The following is a 26,871-nucleotide window of genomic DNA, read 5'->3' on the forward strand; positions in this document are numbered from 1 at the left end:
GGATGGTAGACAACGGCCTCCTCGACGCGCTCGTCACCGGTCTCGTGACCGGGAGCGTCATCGCCGCCGGCGCACTCAGCCTCTCGCTCATCTACAGCATCGCCGAGGTACCGAACTTCGCCCACGGGGACATGATAACCGTGGGTGCGTACCTCGCGCTGCTGTTCAACCGGCCGGGAGAGATACCCTTCGTGCCGGACAGTCTGCCCATCGTGGGCAGCGTCCCGCTCTGGGTCGCCGCGGTCATCGGCCTCGGCCTCGCGGCCGGGGTCGGTGCGCTGTTCGAGCACGTCATCTTCCGGAAGTTCAGGCGACGAGACGCCGACATGGTGACGATGGTCATCGTCTCGCTCGGGCTGGCGCTCATCCTGCGGAACGTCGTCCTGTTCCTCGTGGGCTCTCGCAACATCAGCTACCGGACGCCGACCATCCGCGACGTGAACTGGGACCTGTACCTGACCGGAAACGGCGTCACTGTACAGGTGACCCAGCGCCAGGCCGGCGACATCGCCCTGCTGACCGAGTGGGGATACCCGTGGGTGCTCGCCCTCGGCATCCTCGCCGCGACGGTCGCCGTCGGCTACGGCGTCTACCGCTGGCGGAGCGCGGACGCGGGCTACGACACGGTCCACGTCATCTCGCCGCGCATCCTCGGCGCACTCGCGGGGGGTGCGACGTTCCTCGGGCTCGCGGCACTGCTTCGGCTCGACCCGCAGGGGACCGCCGCGCTCTGGTCGACGCGCATCGGCCTGTCCGAGAAGGACGTCGTCGTCGTCCTGCTCGTCGGAATCGCGATGTTCCTGCTCAACCTCGTCCTGAAGACGACGAAGCTGGGCAAGGCGATGCGGGCGACCTCGGACAACATGGCGCTCGCGGAGGTCCGCGGCGTCGACGTCGACCACGTCCAGCTCGTCGTCTGGGTCATCGCCGGACTGCTGACCGCGCTCGCCGGCGTCCTCGCCGGCTGGAACGCATCGAACCTCAACCCGAACATGGGCTTTACGCTCCTGTTGCCGGTGTTCGCGGCGGTCATCCTCGGCGGCATCCGGTCGCCCTACGGTGCGGTCATGGGCGGCCTCGTCATCGGCATCAGCATGGACGTCGGCGTCTATCTGCTGCCGGCCGACCTCGCCACGTACCGGATCGCGATCGCCTTCGTCGTGCTCGTCGGGGTACTGCTCGTCGAGCCCGACGGCCTGTGGGGTGACGTCTGATGGCACTCGCTGACTTCCTGGTCACGCTCGTCACGTTCGTCGCGGTGTACAGTCTGTTCGGCCTCGGCCTCAACGTCAAGTACGGCTACACGGGGCTCATCGACTTCGGCCACGTCGCCTACTTCATGGTGGGTGCGTACGTGGCCGCGGTCCTCACGATGCCACCAGGGGCCACGGCCGGCTACGACGGCATCACCGGCCTCGGCCTCCCGATGCTCCTCTCGGGCATCCCGTTCGGCGGACTCCTCGGCTGGTTCCTCGGCGTGCTCGGCGGCATGGTCGCGGCCGCACTCGTCTCGCTCCTCGTTGGCGTGCCGACCCTACGCCTGCGCGAGGACTACCTCGCCATCACGGCGCTCGGCATCGCGACCATCGTCAACGCCGTCTTCACGAACGAGGTCTGGCTGTTCAACGGCCCGTTCGGCATCCAGTCGGTCTACAAGCCGGCGGCGGGGGTCTTCCCGCTGAGTCTGGGCAGCTTCACGGTCAACATGCTCGTCTTCGGCGGGCTGAGCCTGCTCGTCATCGGCTACGTGGCGTACCAGGTCGGCCGGTACGTGCGCGGCGTCGACCTGGCGGGCGCCGGACTCGTCACGCTGGCAGTGCTCTCGCTCGCGGGCGGCATCGTGGTGGTCGCCGCCGGTGGAACCGCCGCGCTGCTCGGCGGACTGGCACTGCTCGCGGTCGGTGGGTACGTCGGCCGAGAGGCGATGCGCCGGACCACCTCGGTCGAGAAGACCCTCGCCGTCGGCGTGGTCGTCCTGTTCGCTCTCTGGTACGTCGTCCAGCCGGTCGTCACCGGCTCGAACCCGGTCGTCGAACTCCAGAAGAACCTGATGTTCCTGTTCGACCCGGTCGCCGGGCCGAACGGCGGCCTCGACTACGACCGCTTCCTCATGTTGCTGAGCGTGGGGATGCTCGCCGTGGCCTACGTCTGGGTCCAGCGAACGGTCAACAGCCCGTACGGGCGGGTCCTCCGCGCCGTCCGGGACGACGAGGACGTGCCGAAGGCGCTCGGGAAGGAGACGTTCCGGTACAAGGTGCAGTCGCTGATGTTCGGCTCCGCGCTCGCCGGCGCTGCCGGCGCGCTCTGGGGCGTCCACCTCGGCTTTATCAGCCCGGAGCAGTTCGCTTCGACGCTGACGTTCTTCGCGTTCACGGCCGTCATCATCGGCGGCACCGCGAACAACCGTGGCGTCATCCTCGGAACGGCCGTCTTCTGGGCCATCAACAGCGGGACGCAGTTCCTCAACGCGTACTTCCCGTCGAAGTACGCGGTCCAGCTGGCGGCGGCGCGCCTCATCCTCATCGGGGCGTTGCTCATCGTCATCCTCTACTACCGGCCCGAGGGCGTGCTCGGCGAGCAGGACTACCCCATCTCGCTCGGCGACGATTCCGGGGCCGGTACAAATACCGGTTCCACCCCAGCCCACGGGGGTGGTGACGGTGACTGACGGACCGAGCCGGTCCGGAGCCGGCGACGGACACGTCCTCGAGGTCGAAGGACTGGAGAAACAGTTCGGCGGCATCAAGGCCCTCGACGGCGTCGACATGACCGTCGACCAGGGAATCACCGGACTCATCGGGCCGAACGGGGCCGGCAAGACCACGCTGTTCAACTGCATCACCGGGTTCCTCTCGCCCTCCGCCGGCGCGGTCCGCTTCGACGGCGAAGACGTCAGTGGGCAGGGTCCCGCGAAGGTGGCCCGCCAGGGGCTCGTCCGGACGTTCCAGATTCCCCACGAGCTCCCCGACATGACCGTGCGCGAGAACCTGCTGCTCGCACCCCCCACGCAATCGGGCGAGGGGCTCGTGAACGCCTGGCTCCGCGGTGGCGACTTCGCCCGGGACGAGCGCGCGGCCAGAGAGCGCGTCGAGGAGATGGCCGCGTTCTTCGAGATAGACCACGTGCTCGACGAACCCGCGGGCAACCTCTCGGGCGGCCAGCGGAAGCTGCTCGAACTCGCCCGTGCGCTATTGACCGAGCCGGAGATGGTCCTGCTCGACGAACCGCTCGCGGGCGTCAATCCGACGCTCGAACGGAAGATACTCGACCGCATCCACGAGCTGGAGTCGCGCGGCTACACGTTCCTGTTCGTGGAACACGACATCGACGTCATCATGGAACACTGCGAACGCGTCGTCGTCCTGCACCAGGGCCGGGTGCTCACGGCCGGCGACCCCGACGAAGTACGGCACGACGAACGCGTCATCGAGGCCTACCTGGGTGACGAACCATGAGTCTGCTCGAACTCTCGCGGGTCGACGCCGGCTACGGCGACCTGCAGATCCTCACCGACGTCGACATGGTCGTCGACGACGGCGAGTACGTGACCATCGTCGGTCCGAACGGCGCCGGCAAGTCGACGGCGATGAAGTCGGTGTTCGGCCTGACGACCCTGATGGGCGGCGAGATACAGTTCGGCGGCGAACCCATCCACGACGTCGACACCGAGGAGATAATCCAGCGCGGAATCAGCTACGTCCCCCAGACGGAGAACCTGTTCCCGAGGATGACCGTCCGGGAGAACCTGGAGATGGGGGCGTACATCTTCGACGAGGTGCCCGAAGACCGTCTCGACGTCATCTTCGAGCGCTTCCCCATCCTCGAGGAACGCCAGCGTCAGCGCGCCGGGACGATGTCCGGGGGCCAGCAGCAGATGCTCGCGATGGGGGCGGCGCTGATGCTCGACCCGGACCTGCTGCTGCTCGACGAACCGTCGGCGGGGCTGGCACCCGATCTCGTCGCCCAGATGTTCGACAAGATAGACGAGATAAACGACGCCGGGACGGCCATCCTGATGGTCGAACAGAACGCCAAGGAGGCGCTCCGGCGCTGCGACCGCGGCTACGTCCTCGTCAACGGTGAGAACGCCTTCGAGGGCCCCGGGTCGGTGCTGCTCGGCGACGAGGAGGTCCGACAGCGGTTCCTCGGCGGCTGAGCGCGTTCCGGCCTGCACCGGGCCGCTGTGACACTCGCCCCCTGACACCGCGGAACACACCTCTCCTCACGTTTATACATCAGCGAGGAGTACATATCCCTATGGTCAGTTTCGACGAACGAAGCTCGGAGAACGGGTTCTGGCTGAACGCGCTCATCGGTGGCGTCGTCGCGCTCGTGCTCGGCTTCGTTCCGTTCTCCCCCGTCCTCGGTGGCATCGTCTCTTCGTACCTCCAGCGAAGTACGGACCGGACCGAGAACCTCAAGATAGGCGCGGCAGCGGGTCTCGTGGTGATGATTCCCGGATTCCTGCTGGCGATATTCGTCTTCGGTGTCGTCGGACTGTTCGGCGTCGTCGGTGGGGCCGGTGGCGCACGGGCGGGGATTCTGGTCTTCCTCCTGTTCGCCATGGTCGTCGCCGCCCTCGCGGCAGTCTACACCGTCGGCCTCAGCGCTCTCGGTGGACTCCTCGGGCACGTCATCTGGGAGGACGACTTCGAGCGCGACAGACGTGGTCGCGAGGCCGAATCGACGCCCGGCAACGACGAGTCACGGTACGGCTCCGACTTCGACTGACGGACGACCCATCGCAGCGGTCCTCGCCGACAGTATCCTTTTTACCCTCACCGGGTGAACCGGTCGTTCATGGCTTTCAGTTACGAACCGCACTACTTCGAGGATATGGAAGAAGGGATGACGTTCGAGAGCGCCGGCCGGACCGTTACAGAGTCCGACTTCGTCTTCCACTCGATGTTCGCCGACGACTGGACCGAGCTCCACACGAACGCGGAGTACTCCGAAGACGGCCCCTTCGGTGAGCGCATCGGCCACGGCCCGATGACCTTCATCCTCACGACGGGGATGGTCCAGCGGTGTGGCTTCGTCGAGCGGACCGTCATCGCCTTCCTCGGTATGAACTACATGGACGTGCCGAATCCGCTGACCATCGACGACACCATCCGGTGCGAGTTCGAGGTCACCGAGACGAAGGAGTTCGAATCCCGCGAGGACGCCGGACTCGTCGTCATCGACGCCGAGACGACGAACCAGGACGGCGAGATATTACTGCAAGGAGACATGAAGTTCATGTTCAAGAAGAGAGACTTTTACGGCGACAAGCCCGGACATCCCTGAGCTGAAGCCCTGTCGAAGAATTCTCTCCAGGCCTTCGTCCAGACCTCGGCGGCGACGACCAGCGGTCACCCGACCACGAGAGCGAGACGCTGCCCACCCGGGTGGAACACCACTACGACCGGGACACGGGGGACGAGTCCTCCGGCCACGTACCGCAGCGTGGTCCGACCGGGTCCCTGACGCCGGCCGGTCGCCGTAAGAAATGTTCGTGTCTCTCGATTTCCGTATTCGGTCGCATTCGTCTGACTCGTCTGACCGATACCGGGTTGCCGTGTCCGTCGTCGGGACGCCCTTAGTGCAGCACTCCTGGCCAGGAACGGCAGTCCCCAGAGACGTCGGCCGCCGGTCGATCCGCATGGACGCCAGCCCTCAGAGGTCGGCCCTCAGACGCCGGGACCGGGTTTCGTGGCCGGGGGAGCGACCTGGCCGGACTCGAGCAGCTTCTTCGTCCCCATGGCCACCGCGATCAGCGAGATGCCCGAGACGAGCAGGTTCGCCCCGAACAGCAGCCCGACGGCCCACGCCGCCGTCGACGGGAACCCGGCGAGCAGCATCAGGCCGAGCAGCAGCCCGATGACGCCACTCGCGACCAGCCACAGCCACCGCGGCTGCCCGTTGAGCTGGAGCCCCATTACGATCTCTACCAGCCCACTCACGACGAGGTAGGCCACGAGCAGCAACGTCAACGTCGTCATTCCGAGTACCGGGTTGGCCAGAACGAGGATGCCCGCGATACCGTAGACGATGGCGAGTAGCGTCTGCCAGACGAAGCCCTGCCACCGCTTGGCCGAGAACGCGTGCGCGACGTTGACGAACCCGCCCACGACGAGCGCTGCCCCGAACACGATCGCGAGCGAGAAGCTCGACGCGATGGGGAACACTATCGCAAGGAGACCGATGAGCGCCATGACGATACCGACCCCTACGAGGGCTCGCCACGTCGTCTCGAGGCCGACCCCCTCCAGGTCCGTCGTCGTGGTCGCAGTGGTCTCGTCCTCGATGATGTCGTCTATCTCACGTCTATCGTCGTCGTACATGGTCACCGGTAGGTACGCCGGGAGACGGATTAACGAGCGTCCGGATATACCTGCAACCGGGACGACACCTGTCGACTAACGAGGCGTTCGAGTGCCTCGCCAACAGGGACGTTTTTCACGTCGCCCGACGCAGACAGGGACATGGCTCTCCCGAGCGTCGTCGACACCGACGACCCCCGAATCATCGACACGCACGCCCACCAGCCGACCGAGGAGTTCCTCTTCACGGCCGGCGGCGAGATGATGCAAGACGCGGCGAAGCGCTTCGGCAAGGAGATGGTGCCGAACAGTTACGACGAGATGGTCGAGGAGTACCGTGCCGTCGGCATCGATAAAGCGGTCCTGCTTGGCTGGGACGCCGAGACGAACACCGGCAATCCGCCGGTTCCGAACGAGTACGTCGCCGAGGTCCGCGACGAGTACGACGATTTCTTCATCGGCTTTGGAAGCGTCGACCCGCTGAAAGACGACTGCGTCGAGGAGGCCCGTCGCTGCGTCGAGGACCTCGACCTCGTCGGCTTCAAGTTCCAGCAGATCGCGCAGGGCTTCGACCCATCGGACCCCGAGCACGACGAGCTGTGGGACACCATCGAGGACCTCGGCGTCCCCTGCGTCTTCCACGGCGGGAACTCGACGTTGGGTGCCTGCGCGCCCGGTGGCCGCGGACTGAAGATAAAGTACGGCGACCCGATGCTGCTCGACGACGTTGCGGCCGAGCACCCGGAGCTGCAGATACTCATCGCCCACCCGGCGTTCCCGTGGGAGAAAGAGCAGCTCGCCATCTGCCAGCAGAAGGGCAACGTCTACATGGACCTCTCCGGCTGGATGCCGGCGTACATCGACGAGCAGGTGCTACACTACGCGAAGACGCTCTTGAAGGACAAGGTCATGTTCGGCACCGACTACCCGATGCTCGACCCGGCGAAGTGGCTGCACCAGTTCGCCGAACTCGACTTCCCCGAAGAGGTACAGCGCAAGATACTCTGGGAGAACGCCGAGGAGTTCCTCGGGCTATAGGGCCGCCGAACAGCCGCCCCGATAGAGGCAATTTTTGCGAGGACGTGCACGCTTGACCTCCCTCGTCCCGAACGAAAGTTCATGCACAAACCACTGTTGGCGACCGACTTCCTCGACAGGGCACGGCGACACTACGGGGACGAGGTGGGCGTCGTCGCGACGACTGGCGAGCGTTTCACCTACGAAGAACTCGGCGAGCGGGCTGACCGATTCTCGGCGTTCCTTCAGGACGCGGGGATCGAACGGGGCGACCGTGTCGCGGTGCTGGACCCGAACACGCACTACCAGCTCGAGGCGGCGTACGGGACGATGCAGGTCGGCGCGGTTCACACCCCGCTCAACTACCGGCTGACGCCCGAGGACTACGAGTACATCCTGTCGGACGCGAGCGTGTCGGCCATCTACGCCGACCACGAGTACGCTCACCTCGTCGAGGAGGTCCGGGACGAGGTGTCGACCGAAGTGTTCGTCACGAACGACGCCGACGCCGTTGACGGTGACTGGCAGTCGTTCGACGAAGTGCTCGAGGAGGCGGGTACGGACTACGACCGACCCGAGCTGGCGGAGGACGACGTCGTCACCATCAACTACACCTCCGGCACCACGGGTGACCCGAAGGGAGTCTGCCGTACCCACCGGGCGGAGACCATCCACGCCTACCTCATCACGGCCCACCAGAACATCACGGACGCGGACGTCTACCTCTGGACGCTTCCCATGTTCCACGTCAACGGCTGGGGCCATATCTACGCCATCACGGGTGCCGGAGCGACCCACGTCTGCGCTCGCGGGGTCGACGCTGCCGGCGTCTTCGAGACCATCCAGACCGAGGACGTGTCGTACCTGTGTGCAGCGCCGACCGTCCTCAACATGCTGATGGACCACTACGCGGAGAACGACGTCGACACGACCGGGGACAACCCCGTCAGGGCAGCGACCGCCGGTGCCGCGCCGCCCGAATCGACGCTCCGGACGGTCGAAGACGAGTTCGGGTGGACCATCATCCACGTCTACGGTGCGACCGAGACCGGCCCGCTCATCACCACGTCACACGCACCGCGACACCTCGAGGGGAAGTCGGACGACGAGCGCTTCTCCCTGATGAAGCGTCAGGGAATCGGCTACCTCGGGACCGAGATTCGAGTCGTCGACGACGAGGGGAACGACGTGCCTCGAGACGGTTCAACCATCGGCGAGATCGTTGTCCGTGGCAACCAGGTGATGGACCGATACTGGAACAAGCCCGAGGCGACCGAGGAGGCGTTCACCCAGTGCAAGGAGGGCTACTACCACATGGGCGACCTCGCGACCTGGGACGAGAACGGCTTCGTCGCCATCCAGGACCGTCGCAAGGACATCATCATCTCCGGCGGCGAGAACATCTCGAGCATCGAACTGGAGGACGTGCTGTACGACCACCCCGACGTCTCGAAGGCTGCCGTCATTCCCGTCCCGAGCGACCAGTGGGGCGAGACGCCGAAGGCGTTCGTCGTCCCGGTCGAGGGAGCCGACACCGACGCCGAGGAGATCCGGTCGTTCGTCTCCGACCGCGTCGCCGGCTACAAGCGGATCTCCGCGGTCGAGTTCGTCGAAGAACTGCCGACGACGGCGACCGGGAAGGTCCAGAAGTACGAGCTTCGTGAGCGCGAGTGGGAGGACGAGGAATCGATGGTCGGACAGGGGTGACCTCGGCTCCCGGGTTGAACCGCGGCTGACGGCGCTTTTTTGTCGGTCCACTCCACCCGTACTGCATGGACCTGCGACTCGATCACGTTCCGACCGCCTGGCAGGACGGAGCTGCAGCGGTAGCCGCCATCGAATCGGTCGGCCTGCCGACCAGCGTCGGCGGCGAACACGCCGATGGCACGACCGAGATGTACGTCGTGGGCTTCCCCGACGGGAGCTATCTCGAACTCATCACGAACACCGGGGAGGAGACACCCTCGCGGTGGCCCGCCTTCATCGCTGGCGACGCGGGACCCTGCGCGTGGTGTCTCGACGTCGACGACATCCGCGCGTTCATGAAGCAGACCATCGACGCGGACCTGCACGTCTCCGGGCCGGACAGGGACGGTCGCGAGCGCCCGGACGGCGTCTACGTCGAGTGGGAGACCGCCACCGTCGGGGACCACCTCGGCCTGACGCACCCGTTCGCTATCGAGGACCGGACACCGAGGCGGTACCGGGTGGCGCCGGACCCGGCGCTCGACGAGGGACCACTCGTGGGGCTGTCGGAGGTGGTCGTCCTGACCGACGAACCAGCGCCGCTCGTCGACGACCTCGACCGCTGGCTCGGGGTCCCCCGGCAGCAGGTACTGGACCGTCCCGAGTTCGGTGCGCGACTGCGACGGTTCCCTGGTGCGCCAGTCGCGGTGGCCACACCGACGGGCGACCGGCTCGAGAACCGTCTGGCCCGGTTCGGCCCCGCAGTGTGCGCCGTCCTCGTCGAAACGACGAGCCTCGACGCGGCGGCCGAGCGGTTCGACCTGACCGACCCCCGAGAGTGGGGGTCCGACGCGGTGGCGTGGTTCGACCATCCGGACCTCCATCGGCGGGTCGGAGTGGTCGAGTACGGCCACTGAGTGACGGAGGATTCCCACCGAGACCGGACCATCGTGCAGGCTGAGTCTCGTCTTCAGGACCGTCTCGATGTCGTCTCCGGTCCCGTATCGAGGGCGACCGGGCCGTTTTTCGCGCCGTGGTTCCAAACCTCGTCAGTGATTCCTGCCGCCGACACCGGGACGTTCGCCGACCACCAGTTCGTCAGATCGGGTGACGGCTCCCGGGTTCTGCTCGTTGTTCCGGGGTTGAACGACCCGCTCTACACCGTCGCCGGCTCGTGGTGGTTCGCACGGCTGATGGCGGCGTACCTCGGACGGTACGGCGACACGCACACGGCGTACATGGTGAGTCGGCCGCACGGGCTCGCCACCGGAAGCACTACCGGCGACATGGCCCGCGGCTACGAGGCCGTCCTCGACGAACTCTGCGACCGCGAGTCTGTCGAGACCGTCGACGTGCTCGGTCTGTCGATGGGCGGGTTCATCGTCCAGCACCTCGCGGCGCGGGACGACCGGGTTCGGCGGGCAGTGCTCGGTCTCTCCGCCGCCCAACTGAGCGACGAAGGTGCGACGGTGGTCCGCCGGTGGCGTGCCCTGGCTGCCCGGGGACGCTGGGGTCCCATCTACCGCGAAGCGTACGGAATCGTCGCCGACGGGGCGCTCGCCAGGTCGCTACAGGCGGGCGCCGTCGTTTACGACCTCTTCTCCGAACCGACCGAGCCTGCGGACTTCCTCACCTCGGCCGATGCCTGTCTCGCCCACGACGGACGCGACCTGCTCGGCGATATCCGCTGTCCGACGCTCGTCCTCGGTGGCGACGAGGACGTGTTCTTCACCACAGAGGCCTATCGCGAGACGGCCGCGACGCTTCCGGAGGGAACGTTGGCGATGCTCCGCGGCGCTGGCCACGAGTCGCTCATCGAGTATCCCAGGGCATTCGACGGGTGCATCACGCGGTTCCTCACGGGCTGAGCGCGACCAGTCGAATATATATTCCCCCTTATCGTATCGACAGGAATGTCTGAAACTATCCAACAGACGCTGCACCTCGCGAAGTGGGAGACGAGACTGGGAGCGTGGCTCATCGACGTGGTCCTGGTGAGTGCCGTCCTCGAGGTGTTCGACGAGTTCCTCGTCGGCGTCCCGTCGCTCCTGTCCGTCGAGTTCGGTACCATCGGCGGCTTCGGGCTGTTCTTCGGCGCCAACGGACTCGCCCTGTTCGTCTACTGGGCGCTCTCGGAGGGTATCTGGGGCCGGTCGGCCGGGAAGGCGGTCTTGGACCTCCGGGTGACCGACCGTTACGGGAACCATCCAGGCTTCCTCGCGGTGGCAGTTCAGGCGTTCGGGAAGGCGTTCTTCCTGCCCATCGACTGTCTCGTCGGCTGGCTGGCGATGGAGGGGCAGAAACTGCGACTGACCAACCGCCTCTCGAACACCATCGTCATCGCAGTCCCGGCCGAGGAGCCCGAGGGCGTCGAGTACGTGGTTCCGAAGGAGTGACCGGCTGCTCAGTCCCAGTCCGGGTTCCGTCCTTCGAGGAACGCGTCGACGCCCTCTTCGTGCTCGTCGGACATGTAGGCCTGCACCTGCAGGAGGTTCTCGTAGTCGAGCGCCTTCCGCCAGTCGTTGTCCAGGTTCTCGTGGATGGCCTGCTTCGTCATCCCGATGGTCCGAGTCGGGCGTCGAGACAGCTTCCCGACCAGTTCGTCGACGACCTCGTCCAGTTCGTCGGCCTCGACGGCTTCGTTGACCAGACCCATCTCCGCAGCCTCCTCGCCGGAGAAGAACTCCCCGGTGAATGTGAGTCGTTTCGCCGTCCGGAGGCCGACGAGCCGCGGGAGGGTGAACGTCGCAGCGGTGTCGGGGACGAGACCGACACGGATGAACGCACACGAGAACGTCGCGTCGGGGACCGTGTAGGCGAAGTCCGAAGCGGCGACCAGTGCGAGACCGGCACCGACGCAGTCACCGTTCACCTTCGCGACGATGGGAACGTCGCAGTTCAACATCTCTGAGGCCGCCCGGTTGAAGGTCTCCGCGACTCGTTCGTACGCCTCCCGCGGTCCCTCCTCTCGCTCCTTCATCGCCATGATGTCACCACCGGCGGAGAAGGCCGGGTCGTCGCCGGTGATGATTACGGCGTCGTGTTCGGCCGGGTCGGTTTCTCCGACCGCGTCGGCGAGTTCCTGGGCGACTTCCAGGTTCATCGCGTTCATGACGTTCGGTCGGTCGAAGGTGATGGTACGTACGCCGTCGGCGTCCTCTACGCGCATAGTTGGTGAACTTTCCCGGGGTGCTTAATTGTTGGTCTCCGCTGCCCGTCGGGTGCCGTCAGTTCCCCGAGCGGACCGAACCGTCGGCACCGTCGACGACGACCACTTCGAAGCGAGCACCGCCGTCCTCACCATCGGTCGCCGTGATGGTCCAGCCGTGGGCTTCGGCGATACTCTCGACGATGGACAGGCCGAAGCCGGTTCCCTGTGTTCCGGTCGAGTAGCCCCGGTCGAAGACCTTCTCCCGCTCCGATTCCGGGATGCCCGGACCGTCGTCCTCGACGAAGAATCCCCGGCCGTCGTCGAGCAGGCCGACCCTGATGGTGGCTTTGTCCCCCGCGTACTGGACGGCGTTGGCCAGAAGGTTCTCGAACAGCTGGCGGAGCCGAAGTTCGTCTGCTTCGACGACGTACTCGCCGGTCTCGATCACGAGTTCTGCGCGACTGCTCCTGACCGTCCCCCACGCCGCCTCGACGAGAGCTTCGAGCGCGACGGGGTCGGTCTGCTCGACGCGTTGCCCCTCGCGAGCGAAGGTGAGGAGGTCGTCGATCAACGCTTCGATGCGTTCGTGCGCCGCTTCGGCGCGGTCGAAGTGTTCGGGATCGCCGTGTTCGCGGGCGAGCCTGAGGGAGGCTTGCGCGACCATCAGCGGGTTTCGAAGGTCGTGACTTACGGCACTGGCGAACTCGTCGAGACGGTCGTTCTGACGCCTGAGTTCCCGCTCTCGCTCTCTCAGCTCGGTGATGTCACGCCCCTCGGGAACGAGCAGGTCCACCTCGCCTTCCTCGTCGGTCACCGGTCTGAGTGAGAAGTCGATCCGTGCCACCCGGTCGTGGCCCTGAACGTCCATCTGGGTCCGGACGAAGTCGCCGCGGCTGGCCCGGTCGACGAGCTCGCGGACCTGTTCGGCCTCCTCTGGTGGGAACCAGGGCGTCTCCCACAGCAGGCGGCCGACGACGGCGTCGCGGTCGAACCCACCGAACTCGAGCGCCGTCTCGTTGGCCTCGAGGATGGTCCCGTCGGGTTCGAGCAGTCCCATGAACTGGAACGTCTGGTTGAAGATCGCCTCGAAACGGCGTTCGCGCCGTTTGATGTCGGTTACGTCGATGACGACGCCCTCGAGCGCGAGCAGTTCGTCGTCGGCGAAGACACCGCGACCCCGGTCGGAGACCCAGCGTACCGATCCGTCACGGGTTTGGATGCGGTAGGTTAGCTCGTACGGATCCCCGGTCGCGACGCGGTCCTGTACGGTCCCCCAGACCCCCGCGCGGTCGTCGGGGTGGATGACGTCGCGGGCGTACGAGACCGTGCCCGCTTCCAGCGACGTCGCGTCGTGGCCCGTCAGGTCCCGACAGCCGTCGCTGACGAACGACATCGGCCAGTCTTCGTCGTTCTCGCAGCGGTAGACCATGCCGGGGACGTTACGTATCAACGTGGCGTACCGCCGCTCGCTCTCCGCGAGGGCTCGCTTCGTCCGGAACTCCGCGGTCGCCCGTTCGATGCGGTTGGCCAGCACGGTGAACTGGTCCGTCCCCGTCGACTTCTGCAGGTAGCCGGTCACACCCTCCTGGATGGCTTTCCCGGCAATCTCCTCGCTTCCCTTGCCCGTGACCAGGAGGAACGGGAGGTCGCCGTGCATCGACCGTACCCGGTCGAGGAACGCCAATCCGTCCATGCCCGGCATGTCGTAATCGCTGACCACGCAGTCGAACGGCGTGTTCGAGAGCAGCTCGAGACCCTCCGACGCGCTGTTCGCCGTGGTCGTCTCCAGACGGTCCGACTCCCGTTCGAGGAATCGTGCCATCGTCGCCGCGAAATCCGGGTCGTCGTCGACGCAGAGAACGTCGATGGGAGACTCATCGCTCGCATCGACGTCGCCACGCCACCGTCCGGGCTGGTACCAGGACGCCGACCGGTGTCTATCGAACAACCTCTGGTTCTCCCTCGTTGACCTCTCGCGACCCGGTCCGTCCGCTTCTCCGTCGTCTGTTCCCCCGCCGTCCGCTACGAGGGTCGTCGAATCTGGACCCCGTTCCAGTGTCGAACGACCCAGGCGGTGCTGTCGTCCTTCTGGACTGTCCCCCATCAAGTTCATCTCCTACAGGTATGTTAGCATCCACCAAACATAATTGACCGGGGTATGGACTTTCATGGCATCGGTCCACTCCGAGAACGGCGTTCGCTCGAGAGTGTCGTACCGTCAGAAGGGGGGTTGGGGGGAGTATGGGGGGTGGCAACAGCGGAATGCTGTGTGATTGCCGATTACAGATAGGGTGTGAGAGGGCGTAACGCTTCACTCTAGTCTGTTAGTCACCGTCGTAGTGAGACTCTCATAGATTAGAGTCACGTCCTGCAGCACCGTCCGGTGACCCGGTGTGAATCGCACTCGAAGCCAGTACATCGACGCTGCGTGCCAGGCGAGGACGCCGTTCCTGAACGGTTAAGGGTCTCCCCTGTGGAGCCAGTCACATGGACGTAGAGGAGTTCTTCGAGACGATGCCGTTCGCCGACCTGCTCGGCATCGAGGTCACGGAGGTCGCAGATGGCCACGCCGAGGGGCACATCGAGATGCGAGAGGAACTGTCGTGGAACGCCGACCAGCTGATGGCCCACGGGGGCGTCACCTTCACGCTCGCGGACACCGTCGGCGGGGCCGCCCTCGTCTCGCTGGTCGACCAGCCGGTACCGACCATCGACATGCGGATCGACTACCTGGCGGCGGGAACGGGTGACCTGTACGCCGAGGCCGACGTGGTCCGTTGCGGCGGCGACGTCGGGACGGTCGACGTTGACGTCTACGCTTCGGACGACGACACGCTCATCGCGGACGCGAGGGGCGTCTACAAGACGGGATAGGGCGGCGACGGCCGTTTCTCTCAGTCGAACACTTGCTCCATCAGCGCAGCCTGTCCCCGCCGCAGCCGCTCGAGGAAGGCGGACTTGCTGATTCCCAGTGCCTCGGCGACTTCCCCGGCCGTCGTCCCCCGTGGCACGTCGAAGTAGCCCATCTCGTCTGCCGCCCGGAGCGCGGCCTCCTGTGCGGGCGTGAATCCCCAGCGCTGGGCCACGACCTCGTCGTCCTCGCCACCGAGGGGGTAGATGCGTTCCAGGGTGACGCCGACAGTCTCGCCCGCGGCCTCGAGGACGCCTTCCAGCACGTCGTGGCCGACGACGGCACCGGTGTAGGTCTCGACCCCGTCCCGGTAGCGGAGCGACTCGGCCATGAACCCGGCGTCCGACAGGGTGTGGACGACGCAGGGCTGTTTCGAGAGACAGCGGTAGTTTACCCGGTCGCCGGTGTCTGCGGCGTGGAGGTACCGTATCCGGTCGTCGGCATCGAGGACGCGCGCGAGGTCCGGGTCGACGGGTGCACTGAACCGGAGCAGGTCGTTACCGTCGCTCCGGTGCTGTGGGGGATGTGCGTCGACGACGGCACCCGTCTGGCGGGTCGCTCTCGCGAGCGGGCAGTCGTCTCCCGTCACGCGGAACTCGACGACGAGGCATTCGTCTATCACGCTGGGGAGTACGGCCGACCACCTTATAAACGCCGCGTATGGGCGGGTTAACCTGTTTGCCCCTCCGGTGGGTACTAGATGGCGAACGATCATGGACATCGAGGAGGTCAAAGAACGGGCTGGGCCGCGGGCGTTCAGTCCAAAGGACGACATGCCGAAGGAGTATCGGGAGGCGGCGACGCGGATGATCCAGTTCCACGCGAATTCGGAGATAATGGGCGCGTACCTGGAGAAGCCGTTCATCCGGCAGGCGCCGAGCCTCGACCGGAAGCTCGCGTTCTCCGCGAAGTGTCAGGACGAGATAGGGCACGGACAGCTGCTCTACCGGGCCGCCGAGAGCCTGGGCATCAAGACGCGCGACGAGATGCTCGACGAGCTCGCCGAGGGGAAAGGCAAGTTCCTCAACTGCTTCCACTACCCGATGAAGAGCTACGTCGAGACGCCGATGATCGCGTTCTTCGTCGACGGCGCGGCGATGCGCCGCCAGGCGACCCTGAAGAACACGTCGTGGGAGCCGTACGCCCACGCGATGGACAAGGTCTGCTTCGAGGAGGGCTTCCACGTCAAGCACGGTGAGGCCATCCTCCACGAGCTGATGACCGGCTCGAAGAAGGAACAGGAGATGGTCCAGGAGGCCTTCGAGGAGTGGTGGCCCCGCATCATCCAGTTCTTCGGTCCTACGAACGAGAAGTCGACGCACCACGGCTTCGCCAGCGAGGTCGGCCTGAAGCAGATGTCCAACGACGACCTGCGGAACGCGTTCCTCAACGCGTACATCCCGAAGGCGGAGAAGTACGGCCTCGAGATTCCCGACGAGCCGCGCATCACGAAGCGCGACGACGGCACCTACGAGGTCGTCGAGGAGGACCTCGACTGGGACGAGTTCTTCACCATCGCGAAGAACGACTACGACGGCAGTCACACCCAGATCAACGGGCGCAAAGCGGCACAGGAGGCCGTCGAGTGGGTCCGCGAATCGATGAACAACCACGAGGAGCGCGTCTACGGCGGGACGCAGCCCCAGGCCGCCGACTAGACCCATGATATTCGAAGTCTTCCGACAGGAGAAGGAAGGTGGGTATCACACCCACTGTGGCAACGTGCACGCGCCGGACCACGAGATGGCGCTGCTGTTCGCCGAGGTACAGCACGGACGACGCAAGCCGACGAACAGTCTGTGGGTCGTCCCGCAGAAGGAGATCGGCGAGGTCGACACCGAGGACGCGAAGTTCGGCGGCACGACCGACAAGTCCTACCGCTGGGCCATGACCTACAACTTCGACGCCTCGTTCGCCCAGGAGATAGCCGACTCCGAGAAGGAGCAGGCCGCTGCCAGCGCACAGCGGGGTGGTGACTGATGGCGGCCGCTGAACTGGCCGCCCCCGCGGACCTCTCCGACGAGGAACGCGAAGCCGTCCGTCACCAGCTGTTCCGACTCGCAGACGACGAGTTCGTCATGGCGGAGCGATACACCGAGTGGCAAGTGCTCGCACCGACGCTCGAGTCGGACATCGCGCTCGCCAACATCGCACAGGACGAGTACGGGCACGCCCGCCTCTGGTACGACCTGTTGCAGGACTGGGGTGCCGAGGAGTCCGAACTCATCTGGGAGCGGGTTCCAGGAGAGTGGCGCCACTCGACGCTGTGTGAACTCGAGTACGAGTCCGGCGGCTGGGCCGACGCCATCGTCCGTTCGTACCTGTACGACACGGCCGAGGACATCCGCCTGAAGGCGCTCGTCGACTCGTCGTACCCGCGCATCCGCGACCGCGTCGGAAAGATCCTCGGCGAGGAGGACTACCACCGCGAGCACGCGATGAGCTGGCTCGAACGGCTCTGCGAGGAGGACGAGTCTCGCGCTCGAGTGCAGGACGCCCTCGACCGGCTGTTCCCGTACGCGCTGACGCTGTTCCTGCCGACGGACGAGGCGGTAGACGACCGCATCGTCCAACTCGGCATCCGGACCGAGACGCTCGACGACATGCGCGAGGAGTGGCTCGACGAGGTCGTTCCGTACCTCGAATCGCTCGACCTCACGGTCGACGAGCGAGACCTCCCCGAGGCCAAGGGCCGCGACCAGACCCACACCGACGACTGGTCGGCACTGTACGACGACTTCACCCACACCTACCGCGAGCTCGGCCGGACGAAGGCCGACCGCATCATGAAAGACCCCGACGATGAGTGACGTGTACGACCCGGACGACGTTCCCGAGACGATAGACCCCGCAGCCGACGACTGCGCGGAGCCGACCGCCTGTGCGTACACGAAGTACGTCGAAGGCGAAGCCTCTGACGAGGTTCCCGCGACCGGCGAGGGGGCCGAGGGTCTCGAGCGCGCCGTCTGGGACGTACTGTACGAGATAGAGGACCCGGAGATGCCCATCTCCATCGTCGACCTCGGCCTCATCTACGGCGTGGCCGCGGACGACGGGACCGGCGAGGTGACCATCGACATGACGCTCACCTACTCCGGCTGTCCCGCCCGGACGATGCTGCAGGACGAGATGCGCGAGGCAGTCGAGTCGGTCGACGGCGTCGAGTCCGTCGACCTGCGCCTCGTCTGGTCGCCCGAGTGGAACCTGGAGATGGTGACCGAGCAGGGCAAACAGGACCTGCGGGAGTTCGGCCTGAGCATATGAGACGACCCGACCCATCCGTCACGACGAGCGGCGAGACCGAAGGCGCGGAGTGCCCCTACTGCGGCTCGACGGACACCGTCCGCGAGCACCCGAAAGGGCCGTCGCTCTGCCGGTCGATGCACTTCTGCAACGGCTGCGAGCAGCCGTTCGAGAAGATGGGCTGAACTGGCTTCCGGACCGGGCTGTCCGGTGCGAGGGACCGAGTCGCCCCCTTCGGCGGGAGGGACCGAACCATCCCCCTCGGTGCGAGGGACGAACCGGCAATACAGCTTTTGTGTGTCTGGTGCATCGGTCGGTCACATGGGCGAGTCAACGCTGGCGGTCATCCGAGCGCCGTACGCCGTTCTGCGACGGATGGTCGCACTCGCCGGGTTGCAGCCGTCGCCCGGAAGGGAACCGTACTACGACGAGATGCTCGTCCGTCTCACGAAGGACTGTATCGACACCCCTGCAGGGAGCACGGCGTCCTCGCTGGCGACGTACTGCACGGTCGAACTCGACGTGCTGTCCGAGTACGACCACCGACACGACGACGCTGTCGTCGCGGTCTTCCCGATCCAGGAGGTGCTCGACTGGCTTGCGTGGGTCTCGACGGACGCGGCACTCGATACGGGCGACAACATCGCCGTATCGTTCGTCGGCGACGAGGAGACGGGGAACGTCTCCGAGATGCGCATCGAAGGCGGCGAAAGTACCGTGACCGTCGACTGCCACCTCGACCCGGTCCTTCTCGAACAGATCACCCTCGAGCTACCCGACCGGTTCGACGCTGACGACCGGTTCGCGCTCGAGGACGGCTCGCTGGCCCCCACGGTCGTCGAGACCACCGTCGACGAGCTTCGACGGCTCACGCGGGCAGTCGACATCGACTCCGGCCGGTCCTCCTACCCGTTCGTCGTCCGGGACGGGACGCTGTCCCTGACGCTCTCGGTCGGCTGTGAGACGCGAGCCGAGACGACGCTCTCGGCGTCGGTGGACGGTCCCGACGTGCACAACGAGTACGGGCCCGAACTGGCATCGTTGCTCGAGGTGGTTTCCGGGGACGTGACGCTCCAGACGGGGCCCGACGAACCCCTCGTTCTCGTCCGGGAGAGTCCGCTCTTCACGCTTCGCTACGTGCTGATTCCGGTCGGCTGGTAGGAGAGGGGCGCCGCCTCAGTTGGGTCGCGCTACTTCCAGTGTGTAGTCCGAGCGGATCCACGCTTCTTCGTTCTCTGAGTCGTAGATCTCGACGGCACCGTCGTCGGTGTCGCGCGCTCTGTACTGGTCGGGGATGCTGGGCGGTTCGGGGTCGGCGGTATCGTTCGTGCGGTTCATGGGTTGTGTCTCGTCGGCCCGCTTCTGTGCTACATGTAAACGATTACCGCGAATGTATAACAATTGTGGTCCTACACACTTTGCTGTCGGTTCGAAAGACCGCGACGGCGCTCACCGGTGGCGTCTGGCGCGGGAAGAGAGTCTGTGGTAAGAGTGGTGAGAAACACGTCGGGACGCCGCTGGACGCTACTCGTACTCTTCGACCAGCCGGCTCGCCGCTCCCTCCCGCGTCCTGAAGTACCGTCTCTCCCCATCGCCGGTCCGCACGGCCCACCCGTGCTGGTCGCTGTCCGGGACGTACCAGTGCTCGCTGTACCGTTCCATGATTCGCTCGACATCGACCTCCGGAACTGCATCCCCGTCGTCGACGGACCCCGGGGACTCGGCCGTTCCCACTCCCCTGAAGACCGGTCCGCCGGTTGAACCACCGTCAGAAGGCGAGTGTCCGCCGCTCTCGAACTCCTCGGTCACGCCTCCCGATTCCCGGGGTGCCTCCGCGGGGTCCGTCACTGGCTCGACCAGTAGCTCGTGCCCGGCGTCCGCATCGCCGACCGCTATCCCGCGTTCGAGTTCTCGCGACCTGGCAGCCATCGTCATCGACATGAGGGTCTCCTGCGTGTCACGGACGGACTCGTCGTCGGCCGGCCTCACCTGTTCGTAGGTCCCGTCGCTCTGCATCACCCATCGGCGACGATTGTCCGACAGCGAGGTCTCGAGGACGAACCGGAGCTGTTCCCGGATGTCACGCGACTCGACGGGCATCACTGCCTCCACCCGATAATCCAGGTTCCGGGTCATCCAGTCCGCCGACCCGGTGTACCACTCGGGGTCGCCCCCGTTACGGAAGTAGAAGATGCGCGAGTGTTCGAGGAACCGACCGACCACCGAGTGGACCCTGACGGTATCGCTGATTCCGTCGAGCCCTGGGCGAAGTCGGCAGATGTCCCTGACGATGAGGTCTATCTCGACGCCGGCTATCGACGCCTCGTACAGCTCACGGACGATTGCGGGGTCCTCGAGCCCGTTTATCTTGACGACGATGCGGGCAGGTCGGCCGGCACGGGCGTGGGCAGCTTCACGACGGATGCACTCGGTGAACCGTTCTCGGAGGTTGACGGGCGCGATAAGCAGTTTCCGGAACTGCTCGTCGAGGGTCGGTCCGGTGAAGAAGTTGAACACCTTGGTCAGGTCCTGGCCGACGTCCCGGTCGGTCGTGAGAATTCCCAGGTCGACGTACCCTTTCGCCGTCTCGGAGTGATAGTTTCCGGTGCCGACGTGGGAGTAGAGCTTCACACCGTCGTCCTCTCGTCGGACGACCAGCGCGGTCTTGGTGTGCGTCTTCAGCCCGACCGTACCGTAGGCGGCGTGGATTCCCTCCTCCTCCAACTTCCGGACCCACTCGAGGTTGTTCTGCTCGTCGAACCGTGCTTTCAGTTCGACCATGACCGCGACCTGTTTGCCGTTGTCGGCCGCGTCGATGAGGCTCTGGATGACCTTCGAGTCGCTGGCCGTCCGGTAGATGGCCGCCTTCACGGCGAGCACGTCCGGGTCGTTCGCCGCGGCGTCGAGGAATCGCTGGACGGTCCCTTCGAACGAGTGGTAGGGATGGTGTGCGAGGATGTCGCCACGCCGTATCTCCTCGAAGATGCCGTCTACACCCCCGGCGGAGTCGTACTTGCCCGTCGCCTTCACGAGCCGTGGATGGGGCTGTGGGGTCCAGTCCGACGTCTTGAGGTCGGGCCGGTCGATATCGACCAGGTCGAAGAAGTCGCGGTAGTCGATGGGCCCGGCCCGTCGGAACACCTCTCGGTCCGACAGCTTCAACTGCTCTTTGAGGATATCGAGCGACTCGTCCGGCATGTCCTCGGCGACTTCGAGCCGAACGACGGTCGCGAAGCGCCGTTGCTCGATGACCTCCTCTATCATGTCGATGAGGTCCTCTGCGACCTCCTCGTTGCGTCTGACCTCGGCGTTCCGCGTGACGCGGAACTTCGAGACGTCGAGGATATCGATGTTCGGCAACAGCAGGTCGATGTTCGCTTCGATGAGGTCCTCCAGGAGGAGGTATCCGGTCGTCTCACCCGGAATCTCGACCAGACGGGGCTGATTCTGCGGGACCTTGATTCGCGTGAACGTCACGTCGTCGTCGACTGCCGACTCGGACAGGACCGCGAGGGACAGCGAGAGGTTCGAGATGAACGGGAACGGGTGTGCTGGGTCGAACGCCAGAGGCGTCAGCGTCGGCTGGATGGACTCCTCGAAGTACGACCTGAGCGCCTCCCGCTGGCTCTGTGAGAGGTCGTCGAACTCGTGGACCGCGACGCCGGCGGCTGCGAGTGCAGGGCGGAGCTCCGTCTCCCAGCAACTCGCCTGCTGCTCGAACAGGGGACGTGCAGTGTCGAGGACTTCCTCCCACTGGCCCTGCGGAGTCCGGCCGTCCGGCGTCTCTTCGGTGACGCCCGCTTCGATCTGCTGTTTCAGGCCGCCGACTCGCTTCATGAAGAACTCGTCGGTGTTCTTGGTGAAGTACGCCAGAAAACGGACTCGCTCGAGGAGCGGGTTCCTCTCGTCGAGTCCTTCGTGTAGTACACGCTGCTGGAACGCGAGCTCCGAGAGCTCTCGGTTGAGGTAGTACGTACTGTCTCCCAGGTCGACGGGACGGTCGGCCGTCACCTCCTCACTCATCGGTTCGCACCCAGCCAGTCGCCCGGCGGTAGCCTCCCCCATCGTTCCAGTGGCATGATGTACGATAGCAAGGGAACAGTATAGATGAAACTGTTGGACGGAACGGCGTTTCAGCACCGTTCTCGCACCGATATCTCGGTAAAACAGCGTTCGACATACGTAGCCTGTACATACGACTCTTCCTGGTTAGCCCGCACGGTCGGCGAGCTGACAGTCGTGGCAGTGACGGAAGAATCGTGCCAACCCGACTATCTCGTCGAGCGAATCGACGTCGGGATACTCCTCGACGAGGGACGGCGACCAGTCGTCCCGCTGGCGGTGCTCTGCGATGAGGGCCTCGATGCGGTTTCCGATCCGGTAACAGTCGGCGGCGGTCGGCTGGTCGTCGAGTGATTGCCGGGCCGCTTCCTCGACGAATCGGCGGTACCGGTCGGTATCGAGCCGCCACTCCGACTCCGTGACCTCTAGCCCGGCTAGTTCTGGACGTTCGTCTGGATTCGGTCGAGAGGTCTGAATCATGCGTAGAGTATCCTCATGTTTGGTGTTCACTCGCACGGATATTGAGTGTTCCCCTCTCCGCTTCGACCATTCCTCGCCCGTCTCCTGCAGTCCAGCGTGGAGGGAGTGTCACGGTCCGCCGTCGCTCCTCCAGTCGTTCACCAGTCGCCGTATCGGGACGCATATACAACCGCGGCGTTTACGCCTGCCACATGAGCGAGGACGTCGCGGAACGGGGCTGGTTCGTCGGGCTGGACCGCGAGGACCGAGACGGTGCCCGTGACGCCATCCGGTCGGGGTCGGCCGACGCTCCCGACGACTGGCCGTCGCTGGCCGTCGAGTCGGGCTTCGCCGACGACGAAGCAGAGTACTACGAGCGACTGCACGATGCGACGGTGGCGGCCACACGGGCCCAGGCCACTGAACGGGAGCGGGCCGGCGACCAGCAGCTCGTCCACGCCGTCAGGGCGATGGACGACTGCAGCCGGACGGCGAACGAACTCGCCGAACGGCTCACCGAGTGGGCGAACGCGCTGTTCGACGAGAACGACTCCGGCGTCGGCTACGCCAGAGAGCTCGTTGAACGCGAGCCGGTCGGCCCGGACGAGGAGCGCGTCGTCTCGCTCGCCGGTCGTGTCGTCGACCTCGCGGACGAGGCGGACGACCTGCGGGCGTACGTCGAGGCCCGCGCGCCGGACGTCGCGCCGAACCTCTCTGCGATGGCCGGGCCGGTGCTCGCCGGGAGGCTCATCTCCCTCGCGGGGGGCCTCGAATCGCTGGCGAAGAAACCGAGCGGGACGGTCCAGGTACTCGGCGCGGAGGACGCGCTGTTCGCCCACCTTCGCGGCCACGCCAGTTCGCCGAAGCACGGCATCATCTACACGCACGACGCGGTTCGCGGGACCCGTCGTGAGGACCGGGGCTCCGCGGCGCGCGCCGTCGCCGGAAAGCTAACCATCGCGGCCCGCGTCGACCACTACTCGGGCGAGCGGAAACCGGAGCTCGACGAGGAGTTGCGCGAACGCATCGAGACGATACAGGCACGTGCCGAACCGGACGAGCCGGCTGCTGGCGATGGAGGTAACGACGAATGACTCGCCCAGAACTCCCCGCGGGCGTCGAATACCGGACCATCGCCGGCGACGAGCGGCTCGCGACCCGCGGAGAACCGGTCTATGGCGAACCCACCGAGGACGGTTGGCGCGCGTGGGACCCGGGCCGGTCGAAGCTGGGGGCGATGTTCCTCCGCGAGATGGAGACGGGACTCGCCGGCGACGACACGGTCCTCTATCTGGGCGCCGCCAGTGGGACGACCGTGAGCCACGTCGCGGACTTCGCGGGGCCGACCTACGCCGTCGAGTTCGCCGCCCGCCCGGCGCGGAAGCTCTGCGGCGTCGCCGACGGACGACCGAACCTCTTCCCGCTCCTGAAGGACGCCAGGAAGCCGGAGACGTACGCCCACGTCGTCGAGAGCGAGGTCGACGCCATCGTACAGGACGTCGCGACGCGCGGTCAGGGCGAGGTCGCCTGCCGGAACCGGCGGTTCCTCGCCGACGACGGTCGGCTCGTCACCGTCATCAAGGCTCGGAGCGAGGACGTGACCGGCGACCCGAAAGACGTCTTCGAGGCCGTCCTCGACGACATCGAGCGAGAGTACGAGGTTCTCGAGACGGAGCGGCTCGACCCGCTCCACGAGGACCACCTCGGGGTCGTCGCGCGTCCGCGGTAGGACTACCCGACTCCAAACGCCTTTTTAACAGGGCCCGCGAAGGGAAGAGCGATGGAGCGAGGGTCGCCCGACGCGTTCACCGATCAGGGGACGCTTGGAATCGAGGAGGAGTTCTTCGTCGTCGACCAGCGAGGCCGCCCCGTCTCGGGGAGCGACGAACTCGTGTACGAGGGAGACCCGCCGGAGATTCTCGACGGGCGACTCGACCACGAGCTGTTCAAGACGGTCGTCGAGACGCAGACGCCAAAGTCGACCGACCTGGCCGACGTCGAAGAGAACCTGTACGCAGTCCGGGAGTCCCTCGTCGAGTACGCCGCGGAGTACGACTTCCGTATCGCGGCCGCAGGTCTCCACCCCGCCGCCAAGTGGCGCGAACTCGAACACGCGGAGAAGGACCGGTACCGGGCACAGCTGGACCGCATCCAGTACCCACAACACCGGAATACCACCGCCGGACTCCACGTCCACGTCGGCGTCGACGACGCCGACAAGGCGGTCTACGTCGCGAACGAGCTCCGCTGGTACCTGCCGGTCATGCTCGCCCTCTCGGCGAACTCGCCGTTCTGGAACGGCTTCGATACCGGGCTCTCCTCGGCGCGGGCGAAGATATTCGAGAACCTGCCGAACACCGGCATGCCCACCGCGTTCGACGACTTCGACTCGTACCTCGCGTTCGAGAACCTGATGATAGACACGGACTCGATAGACGACCGCGGTGCGCTCTGGTACGACGTACGGCCGCACTCGGCGCACGGGACGGTCGAGGTTCGGACCCCCGACGCGCAGGCGGACCCCGCCGTCGTCATGGCGTTCACCGAGTACACCGAGGCGCTCGTGACCGACCTCTCGGAACGGTACGAGGACGGTGAGACCGGAACTGGGACGGACGGCCTTAGACGCGAGGTGCTCGACGAGAACAAGTGGCGAGCCATGCGACACGGACACGACGCCGCGTTCGTCACCCGGGACGCCGACGGGACGGTCGACCTCGGCGAGGTCGTCGACCGCGAGTGCGATCGACTCGGCGTGACGGGCATCCGCGACGTGTTCGACGCCGAAAGTGGCGCCGAACGACAGCGACGACTGCTCGACGAGGAGGGCTTCGATGCGGTCTGTGAGTCGCTCGTCCTCTGAGCAATGGGTTTTTACTGCTCGGTTTCTTGTGTCCCACCGAAGACGACATGTCTGCGGACGATGCAACTGACACAGACGAGCACGTGACAGACGACGAGCCACCTGCAGATTCGGACCGCTCGACGCGTGACCGGGCAGTCGAGGGGTTCGACCAGGGACTCGTCGATCTCCTCTCGTGGGTGCTCGACACCGAGACGCGAGCCAAGATATACGTATTCTTACAGCAACAGCCGGGGAGTACCAGCGAGGAGATCGCCAAGGGCACCGGCCTCTACCCGAGCACCGTCCGCGAAGCCCTGGCGGCCCTCCACGACGAGGAGAAGGTCCACCGGGAGAAGCGCGAGAGCGCGGGCGCGGGCAACAACCCCTACGAGTACACGGCTATCCCTCCGAGCGAACTCGTCGGGAGTATCGTCGGACAGGTGCAGTCGGAGCTGAACACCGTGTTCAACCTCGACAAACTGCTCGACCGAGAAGGTGAACTCGCCGAGTCGACTGCCGAACCGGTGACCATCACCGTCGAGGAGGTCTCCGGAGACGATACCGACGACGCGACGGAGGCGGACGCCGGAGCCGACGACGCTGACGCGACCGACGACTGACCGACCCCGCAGTGACCTCCCGTTTCGACTCTTTTATTGCACGGGCAGGTGATTGACCGGGCATGAACGTTGCGCTGGGCGGGACGTTCGACCCGGTGCACGACGGGCATCGTGCACTGTTCGAACGGGCGTTCGAACTCGGCGACGTCACCGTCGGGTTGACGAGCGACCACCTCGCCCCGAAGACCAGGAACGTAGACCGTGTGGTGCGGCCGTTCGACGAACGAAAGCGTGACCTTGAGCGAGAACTCGCAGGCTACGCCGAGGAGTACGACCGCGAATACGAGATTCACGAACTGGTCGAACCGACCGGTATCGCGACCGAACCCCGCTTCGACTACCTGGTGGTCTCCCCCGAGACCGTCGAGGGCGCGAACCGCGTCAACGAGATTCGCGAAGAACGTGGCCACGACCCGCTCGAGATAGAGGTCGTCGAACACGTGCTGGCAGAAGACGGCGACATCATCTCCAGTACCCGTATCGTCAACGGCGAGATAGACGAACACGGCCGGCTGACGCCCGAAAGCCAGGGTCGCAGTTCGTCCCGGTAGTTCTCACATCGACCCGGTAGT

Annotated in this window: 30 protein-coding genes; 23 read left to right on the forward strand and 7 right to left on the reverse strand. The window is 65.7% G+C overall.

The features are described 5' to 3' along the window. Positions 1–2: 2 nt before the first annotated feature. The 6 genes from ACSC1Y_RS01880 (at position 3) to ACSC1Y_RS01905 (ending at position 5,289) form a co-directional block, all read left to right on the forward strand. Positions 3–1,214: a branched-chain amino acid ABC transporter permease gene (locus ACSC1Y_RS01880; RefSeq protein ID WP_435332892.1), complete on the forward strand. Its 1,212-nt coding sequence runs from the start codon at positions 3–5 to the stop codon at positions 1,212–1,214. After that, complete coding sequence (locus tag ACSC1Y_RS01885; protein WP_435332894.1) at positions 1,214–2,668, forward strand: branched-chain amino acid ABC transporter permease; 1,455 nt, start codon at positions 1,214–1,216, stop codon at positions 2,666–2,668. Before ACSC1Y_RS01880 ends, ACSC1Y_RS01885 begins: the two co-directional genes overlap by 1 nt. Beyond that, a complete protein-coding gene (locus ACSC1Y_RS01890) occupies positions 2,661–3,455 on the forward strand; it encodes an ABC transporter ATP-binding protein (RefSeq protein WP_435332895.1) in 795 nt (264 codons plus the stop codon). The genes ACSC1Y_RS01885 and ACSC1Y_RS01890 overlap by 8 nt, the downstream gene beginning before the upstream one ends. Then, the gene (locus tag ACSC1Y_RS01895; protein ID WP_435332896.1) at positions 3,452–4,156 is read left to right on the forward strand and encodes an ABC transporter ATP-binding protein; all 705 of its coding nucleotides are present in this window, start codon (positions 3,452–3,454) and stop codon (positions 4,154–4,156) included. Before ACSC1Y_RS01890 ends, ACSC1Y_RS01895 begins: the two co-directional genes overlap by 4 nt. A 101-nt stretch (positions 4,157–4,257) precedes the next feature. Then, on the forward strand, positions 4,258–4,731 hold the full coding sequence (locus ACSC1Y_RS01900) for a DUF5518 domain-containing protein (RefSeq protein WP_435332897.1): 474 nt from the start codon (positions 4,258–4,260) through the stop codon (positions 4,729–4,731). A gap of 69 nt (positions 4,732–4,800) precedes the next feature. Next, entirely contained in the window at positions 4,801–5,289 is a 489-nt protein-coding gene (locus ACSC1Y_RS01905; RefSeq protein ID WP_435332898.1) for a MaoC/PaaZ C-terminal domain-containing protein, read from the forward strand. Positions 5,290–5,672: 383 nt separating this feature from the next. Here ACSC1Y_RS01905 and ACSC1Y_RS01910 read toward each other — a convergent pair whose 3' ends face one another. Next, positions 5,673–6,326: an HdeD family acid-resistance protein gene (locus tag ACSC1Y_RS01910; RefSeq protein ID WP_435332899.1), complete on the reverse strand. Its 654-nt coding sequence runs from the start codon at positions 6,324–6,326 to the stop codon at positions 5,673–5,675. Between the two features lie 141 nt (positions 6,327–6,467). Between ACSC1Y_RS01910 and ACSC1Y_RS01915 the strand changes: the two genes are divergently transcribed. From ACSC1Y_RS01915 to ACSC1Y_RS01935, 5 genes are all read left to right on the forward strand, one after another. Continuing rightward, complete coding sequence (locus ACSC1Y_RS01915) at positions 6,468–7,343, forward strand: amidohydrolase family protein (RefSeq protein ID WP_435332900.1); 876 nt, start codon at positions 6,468–6,470, stop codon at positions 7,341–7,343. A gap of 81 nt (positions 7,344–7,424) precedes the next feature. After that, a complete protein-coding gene (locus ACSC1Y_RS01920; protein WP_435332901.1) occupies positions 7,425–9,029 on the forward strand; it encodes a long-chain-fatty-acid--CoA ligase in 1,605 nt (534 codons plus the stop codon). Between the two features lie 65 nt (positions 9,030–9,094). Beyond that, positions 9,095–9,925, forward strand: coding sequence for a VOC family protein (locus ACSC1Y_RS01925; protein ID WP_435332902.1), 831 nt, complete (start codon positions 9,095–9,097; stop codon positions 9,923–9,925). A 135-nt stretch (positions 9,926–10,060) separates the two neighbouring features. Then, a complete protein-coding gene (locus ACSC1Y_RS01930) occupies positions 10,061–10,876 on the forward strand; it encodes an alpha/beta fold hydrolase (protein ID WP_435332903.1) in 816 nt (271 codons plus the stop codon). A gap of 45 nt (positions 10,877–10,921) precedes the next feature. Further along, complete coding sequence (locus tag ACSC1Y_RS01935) at positions 10,922–11,404, forward strand: RDD family protein (RefSeq protein WP_435332904.1); 483 nt, start codon at positions 10,922–10,924, stop codon at positions 11,402–11,404. 8 nt (positions 11,405–11,412) lie between these two features. Here ACSC1Y_RS01935 and ACSC1Y_RS01940 read toward each other — a convergent pair whose 3' ends face one another. Beyond that, a complete protein-coding gene (locus ACSC1Y_RS01940; protein WP_435332905.1) occupies positions 11,413–12,177 on the reverse strand; it encodes an enoyl-CoA hydratase/isomerase family protein in 765 nt (254 codons plus the stop codon). Positions 12,178–12,235: 58 nt separating this feature from the next. Beyond that, positions 12,236–14,107, reverse strand: a complete 1,872-nt coding sequence (locus ACSC1Y_RS01945; protein ID WP_435332906.1) for a PAS domain-containing sensor histidine kinase — start codon at positions 14,105–14,107, stop codon at positions 12,236–12,238. A 539-nt stretch (positions 14,108–14,646) separates the two neighbouring features. Between ACSC1Y_RS01945 and ACSC1Y_RS01950 the strand changes: the two genes are divergently transcribed. After that, positions 14,647–15,033, forward strand: a complete 387-nt coding sequence (locus tag ACSC1Y_RS01950; RefSeq protein WP_435332907.1) for a PaaI family thioesterase — start codon at positions 14,647–14,649, stop codon at positions 15,031–15,033. Positions 15,034–15,053: 20 nt separating this feature from the next. On the opposite strand, the gene ACSC1Y_RS01955 is transcribed toward ACSC1Y_RS01950, so the two are convergent. Further along, a complete protein-coding gene (locus ACSC1Y_RS01955) occupies positions 15,054–15,692 on the reverse strand; it encodes a helix-turn-helix domain-containing protein (RefSeq protein ID WP_435332908.1) in 639 nt (212 codons plus the stop codon). Between the two features lie 91 nt (positions 15,693–15,783). Here ACSC1Y_RS01955 and paaA point away from each other — a divergent pair, with 91 nt between their 5' ends. The 6 genes from paaA (at position 15,784) to ACSC1Y_RS01985 (ending at position 19,474) form a co-directional block, all read left to right on the forward strand. Continuing rightward, complete coding sequence (gene paaA, locus ACSC1Y_RS01960) at positions 15,784–16,728, forward strand: 1,2-phenylacetyl-CoA epoxidase subunit PaaA (protein WP_435332909.1); 945 nt, start codon at positions 15,784–15,786, stop codon at positions 16,726–16,728. A gap of 4 nt (positions 16,729–16,732) precedes the next feature. Further along, on the forward strand, positions 16,733–17,050 hold the full coding sequence (paaB, locus tag ACSC1Y_RS01965; protein WP_435332910.1) for a 1,2-phenylacetyl-CoA epoxidase subunit PaaB: 318 nt from the start codon (positions 16,733–16,735) through the stop codon (positions 17,048–17,050). Further along, entirely contained in the window at positions 17,050–17,880 is an 831-nt protein-coding gene (gene paaC, locus ACSC1Y_RS01970) for a 1,2-phenylacetyl-CoA epoxidase subunit PaaC (protein ID WP_435332911.1), read from the forward strand. Before paaB ends, paaC begins: the two co-directional genes overlap by 1 nt. Further along, on the forward strand, positions 17,873–18,334 hold the full coding sequence (gene paaD, locus ACSC1Y_RS01975) for a 1,2-phenylacetyl-CoA epoxidase subunit PaaD (RefSeq protein WP_435332912.1): 462 nt from the start codon (positions 17,873–17,875) through the stop codon (positions 18,332–18,334). Before paaC ends, paaD begins: the two co-directional genes overlap by 8 nt. Further along, the gene (paaE, locus tag ACSC1Y_RS01980) at positions 18,331–18,498 is read left to right on the forward strand and encodes a 1,2-phenylacetyl-CoA epoxidase subunit PaaE (protein WP_435332913.1); all 168 of its coding nucleotides are present in this window, start codon (positions 18,331–18,333) and stop codon (positions 18,496–18,498) included. The genes paaD and paaE overlap by 4 nt, the downstream gene beginning before the upstream one ends. 136 nt (positions 18,499–18,634) lie before the next feature. Then, positions 18,635–19,474 carry a hypothetical protein gene (locus tag ACSC1Y_RS01985; RefSeq protein WP_435332914.1) on the forward strand — a complete coding sequence of 280 codons (840 nt, stop codon included), beginning with the start codon at positions 18,635–18,637 and terminating at the stop codon, positions 19,472–19,474. A gap of 15 nt (positions 19,475–19,489) precedes the next feature. Here the strand turns inward: ACSC1Y_RS01985 and ACSC1Y_RS01990 are convergent, their stop codons facing one another. From ACSC1Y_RS01990 to ACSC1Y_RS02000, 3 genes are all read right to left on the reverse strand, one after another. After that, the gene (locus tag ACSC1Y_RS01990) at positions 19,490–19,651 is read right to left on the reverse strand and encodes a DUF7331 family protein (protein WP_435332915.1); all 162 of its coding nucleotides are present in this window, start codon (positions 19,649–19,651) and stop codon (positions 19,490–19,492) included. Between the two features lie 186 nt (positions 19,652–19,837). Continuing rightward, on the reverse strand, positions 19,838–22,336 hold the full coding sequence (gene ppk1 / locus ACSC1Y_RS01995; RefSeq protein WP_435332916.1) for a polyphosphate kinase 1: 2,499 nt from the start codon (positions 22,334–22,336) through the stop codon (positions 19,838–19,840). A gap of 186 nt (positions 22,337–22,522) precedes the next feature. Further along, on the reverse strand, positions 22,523–22,855 hold the full coding sequence (locus ACSC1Y_RS02000; protein WP_435332917.1) for a hypothetical protein: 333 nt from the start codon (positions 22,853–22,855) through the stop codon (positions 22,523–22,525). 191 nt (positions 22,856–23,046) lie between these two features. Here ACSC1Y_RS02000 and ACSC1Y_RS02005 point away from each other — a divergent pair, with 191 nt between their 5' ends. The 5 genes from ACSC1Y_RS02005 to ACSC1Y_RS02025 all read left to right on the forward strand — a co-directional run bounded on the left by ACSC1Y_RS02005 (position 23,047) and on the right by ACSC1Y_RS02025 (position 26,850). Next, positions 23,047–23,928: an NOP5/NOP56 family protein gene (locus ACSC1Y_RS02005; protein ID WP_435332918.1), complete on the forward strand. Its 882-nt coding sequence runs from the start codon at positions 23,047–23,049 to the stop codon at positions 23,926–23,928. Next, on the forward strand, positions 23,925–24,563 hold the full coding sequence (locus tag ACSC1Y_RS02010) for a fibrillarin-like rRNA/tRNA 2'-O-methyltransferase (protein WP_435332919.1): 639 nt from the start codon (positions 23,925–23,927) through the stop codon (positions 24,561–24,563). Before ACSC1Y_RS02005 ends, ACSC1Y_RS02010 begins: the two co-directional genes overlap by 4 nt. 51 nt (positions 24,564–24,614) lie before the next feature. Beyond that, positions 24,615–25,697 (forward strand): glutamate--cysteine ligase, encoded by a 1,083-nt coding sequence (locus tag ACSC1Y_RS02015; RefSeq protein WP_435332920.1) that lies wholly within the window; start codon positions 24,615–24,617, stop codon positions 25,695–25,697. A 47-nt stretch (positions 25,698–25,744) separates the two neighbouring features. Continuing rightward, entirely contained in the window at positions 25,745–26,299 is a 555-nt protein-coding gene (locus ACSC1Y_RS02020) for a helix-turn-helix domain-containing protein (RefSeq protein ID WP_435332921.1), read from the forward strand. Positions 26,300–26,361: 62 nt separating this feature from the next. Further along, positions 26,362–26,850 carry a phosphopantetheine adenylyltransferase gene (locus ACSC1Y_RS02025; protein WP_435332922.1) on the forward strand — a complete coding sequence of 163 codons (489 nt, stop codon included), beginning with the start codon at positions 26,362–26,364 and terminating at the stop codon, positions 26,848–26,850. The last annotated feature ends 21 nt before the right edge of the window (positions 26,851–26,871 follow it).

The organism is Haloarchaeobius lipolyticus, from assembly GCF_051208015.1.
GTDB lineage: Archaea > Halobacteriota > Halobacteria > Halobacteriales > Natrialbaceae > Haloarchaeobius.

Coding starts and splice junctions, on each gene's coding strand:
- ACSC1Y_RS01940 (WP_435332905.1), bottom strand. CDS start 12,177: ATGCGCGTAGAGGACGCCGACGGCGTACGTACCATCACCTTCGACCGA.
- paaD (WP_435332912.1), top strand. CDS start 17,873: ATGAGTGACGTGTACGACCCGGACGACGTTCCCGAGACGATAGACCCC.
- ACSC1Y_RS01910 (WP_435332899.1), bottom strand. CDS start 6,326: ATGTACGACGACGATAGACGTGAGATAGACGACATCATCGAGGACGAG.
- ACSC1Y_RS02020 (WP_435332921.1), top strand. CDS start 25,745: ATGTCTGCGGACGATGCAACTGACACAGACGAGCACGTGACAGACGAC.
- ACSC1Y_RS01905 (WP_435332898.1), top strand. CDS start 4,801: ATGGCTTTCAGTTACGAACCGCACTACTTCGAGGATATGGAAGAAGGG.
- ACSC1Y_RS01985 (WP_435332914.1), top strand. CDS start 18,635: ATGGGCGAGTCAACGCTGGCGGTCATCCGAGCGCCGTACGCCGTTCTG.
- ACSC1Y_RS01990 (WP_435332915.1), bottom strand. CDS start 19,651: ATGAACCGCACGAACGATACCGCCGACCCCGAACCGCCCAGCATCCCC.
- ACSC1Y_RS01950 (WP_435332907.1), top strand. CDS start 14,647: ATGGACGTAGAGGAGTTCTTCGAGACGATGCCGTTCGCCGACCTGCTC.
- paaE (WP_435332913.1), top strand. CDS start 18,331: ATGAGACGACCCGACCCATCCGTCACGACGAGCGGCGAGACCGAAGGC.
- ppk1 (WP_435332916.1), bottom strand. CDS start 22,336: ATGAGTGAGGAGGTGACGGCCGACCGTCCCGTCGACCTGGGAGACAGT.
- paaB (WP_435332910.1), top strand. CDS start 16,733: ATGATATTCGAAGTCTTCCGACAGGAGAAGGAAGGTGGGTATCACACC.
- ACSC1Y_RS02015 (WP_435332920.1), top strand. CDS start 24,615: ATGGAGCGAGGGTCGCCCGACGCGTTCACCGATCAGGGGACGCTTGGA.
- ACSC1Y_RS01915 (WP_435332900.1), top strand. CDS start 6,468: ATGGCTCTCCCGAGCGTCGTCGACACCGACGACCCCCGAATCATCGAC.
- ACSC1Y_RS01880 (WP_435332892.1), top strand. CDS start 3: ATGGTAGACAACGGCCTCCTCGACGCGCTCGTCACCGGTCTCGTGACC.
- ACSC1Y_RS02005 (WP_435332918.1), top strand. CDS start 23,047: ATGAGCGAGGACGTCGCGGAACGGGGCTGGTTCGTCGGGCTGGACCGC.
- ACSC1Y_RS01925 (WP_435332902.1), top strand. CDS start 9,095: ATGGACCTGCGACTCGATCACGTTCCGACCGCCTGGCAGGACGGAGCT.
- paaA (WP_435332909.1), top strand. CDS start 15,784: ATGGACATCGAGGAGGTCAAAGAACGGGCTGGGCCGCGGGCGTTCAGT.
- ACSC1Y_RS02025 (WP_435332922.1), top strand. CDS start 26,362: ATGAACGTTGCGCTGGGCGGGACGTTCGACCCGGTGCACGACGGGCAT.
- ACSC1Y_RS01895 (WP_435332896.1), top strand. CDS start 3,452: ATGAGTCTGCTCGAACTCTCGCGGGTCGACGCCGGCTACGGCGACCTG.
- ACSC1Y_RS01920 (WP_435332901.1), top strand. CDS start 7,425: ATGCACAAACCACTGTTGGCGACCGACTTCCTCGACAGGGCACGGCGA.
- ACSC1Y_RS02000 (WP_435332917.1), bottom strand. CDS start 22,855: ATGATTCAGACCTCTCGACCGAATCCAGACGAACGTCCAGAACTAGCC.
- ACSC1Y_RS01935 (WP_435332904.1), top strand. CDS start 10,922: ATGTCTGAAACTATCCAACAGACGCTGCACCTCGCGAAGTGGGAGACG.
- ACSC1Y_RS02010 (WP_435332919.1), top strand. CDS start 23,925: ATGACTCGCCCAGAACTCCCCGCGGGCGTCGAATACCGGACCATCGCC.
- paaC (WP_435332911.1), top strand. CDS start 17,050: ATGGCGGCCGCTGAACTGGCCGCCCCCGCGGACCTCTCCGACGAGGAA.
- ACSC1Y_RS01900 (WP_435332897.1), top strand. CDS start 4,258: ATGGTCAGTTTCGACGAACGAAGCTCGGAGAACGGGTTCTGGCTGAAC.
- ACSC1Y_RS01885 (WP_435332894.1), top strand. CDS start 1,214: ATGGCACTCGCTGACTTCCTGGTCACGCTCGTCACGTTCGTCGCGGTG.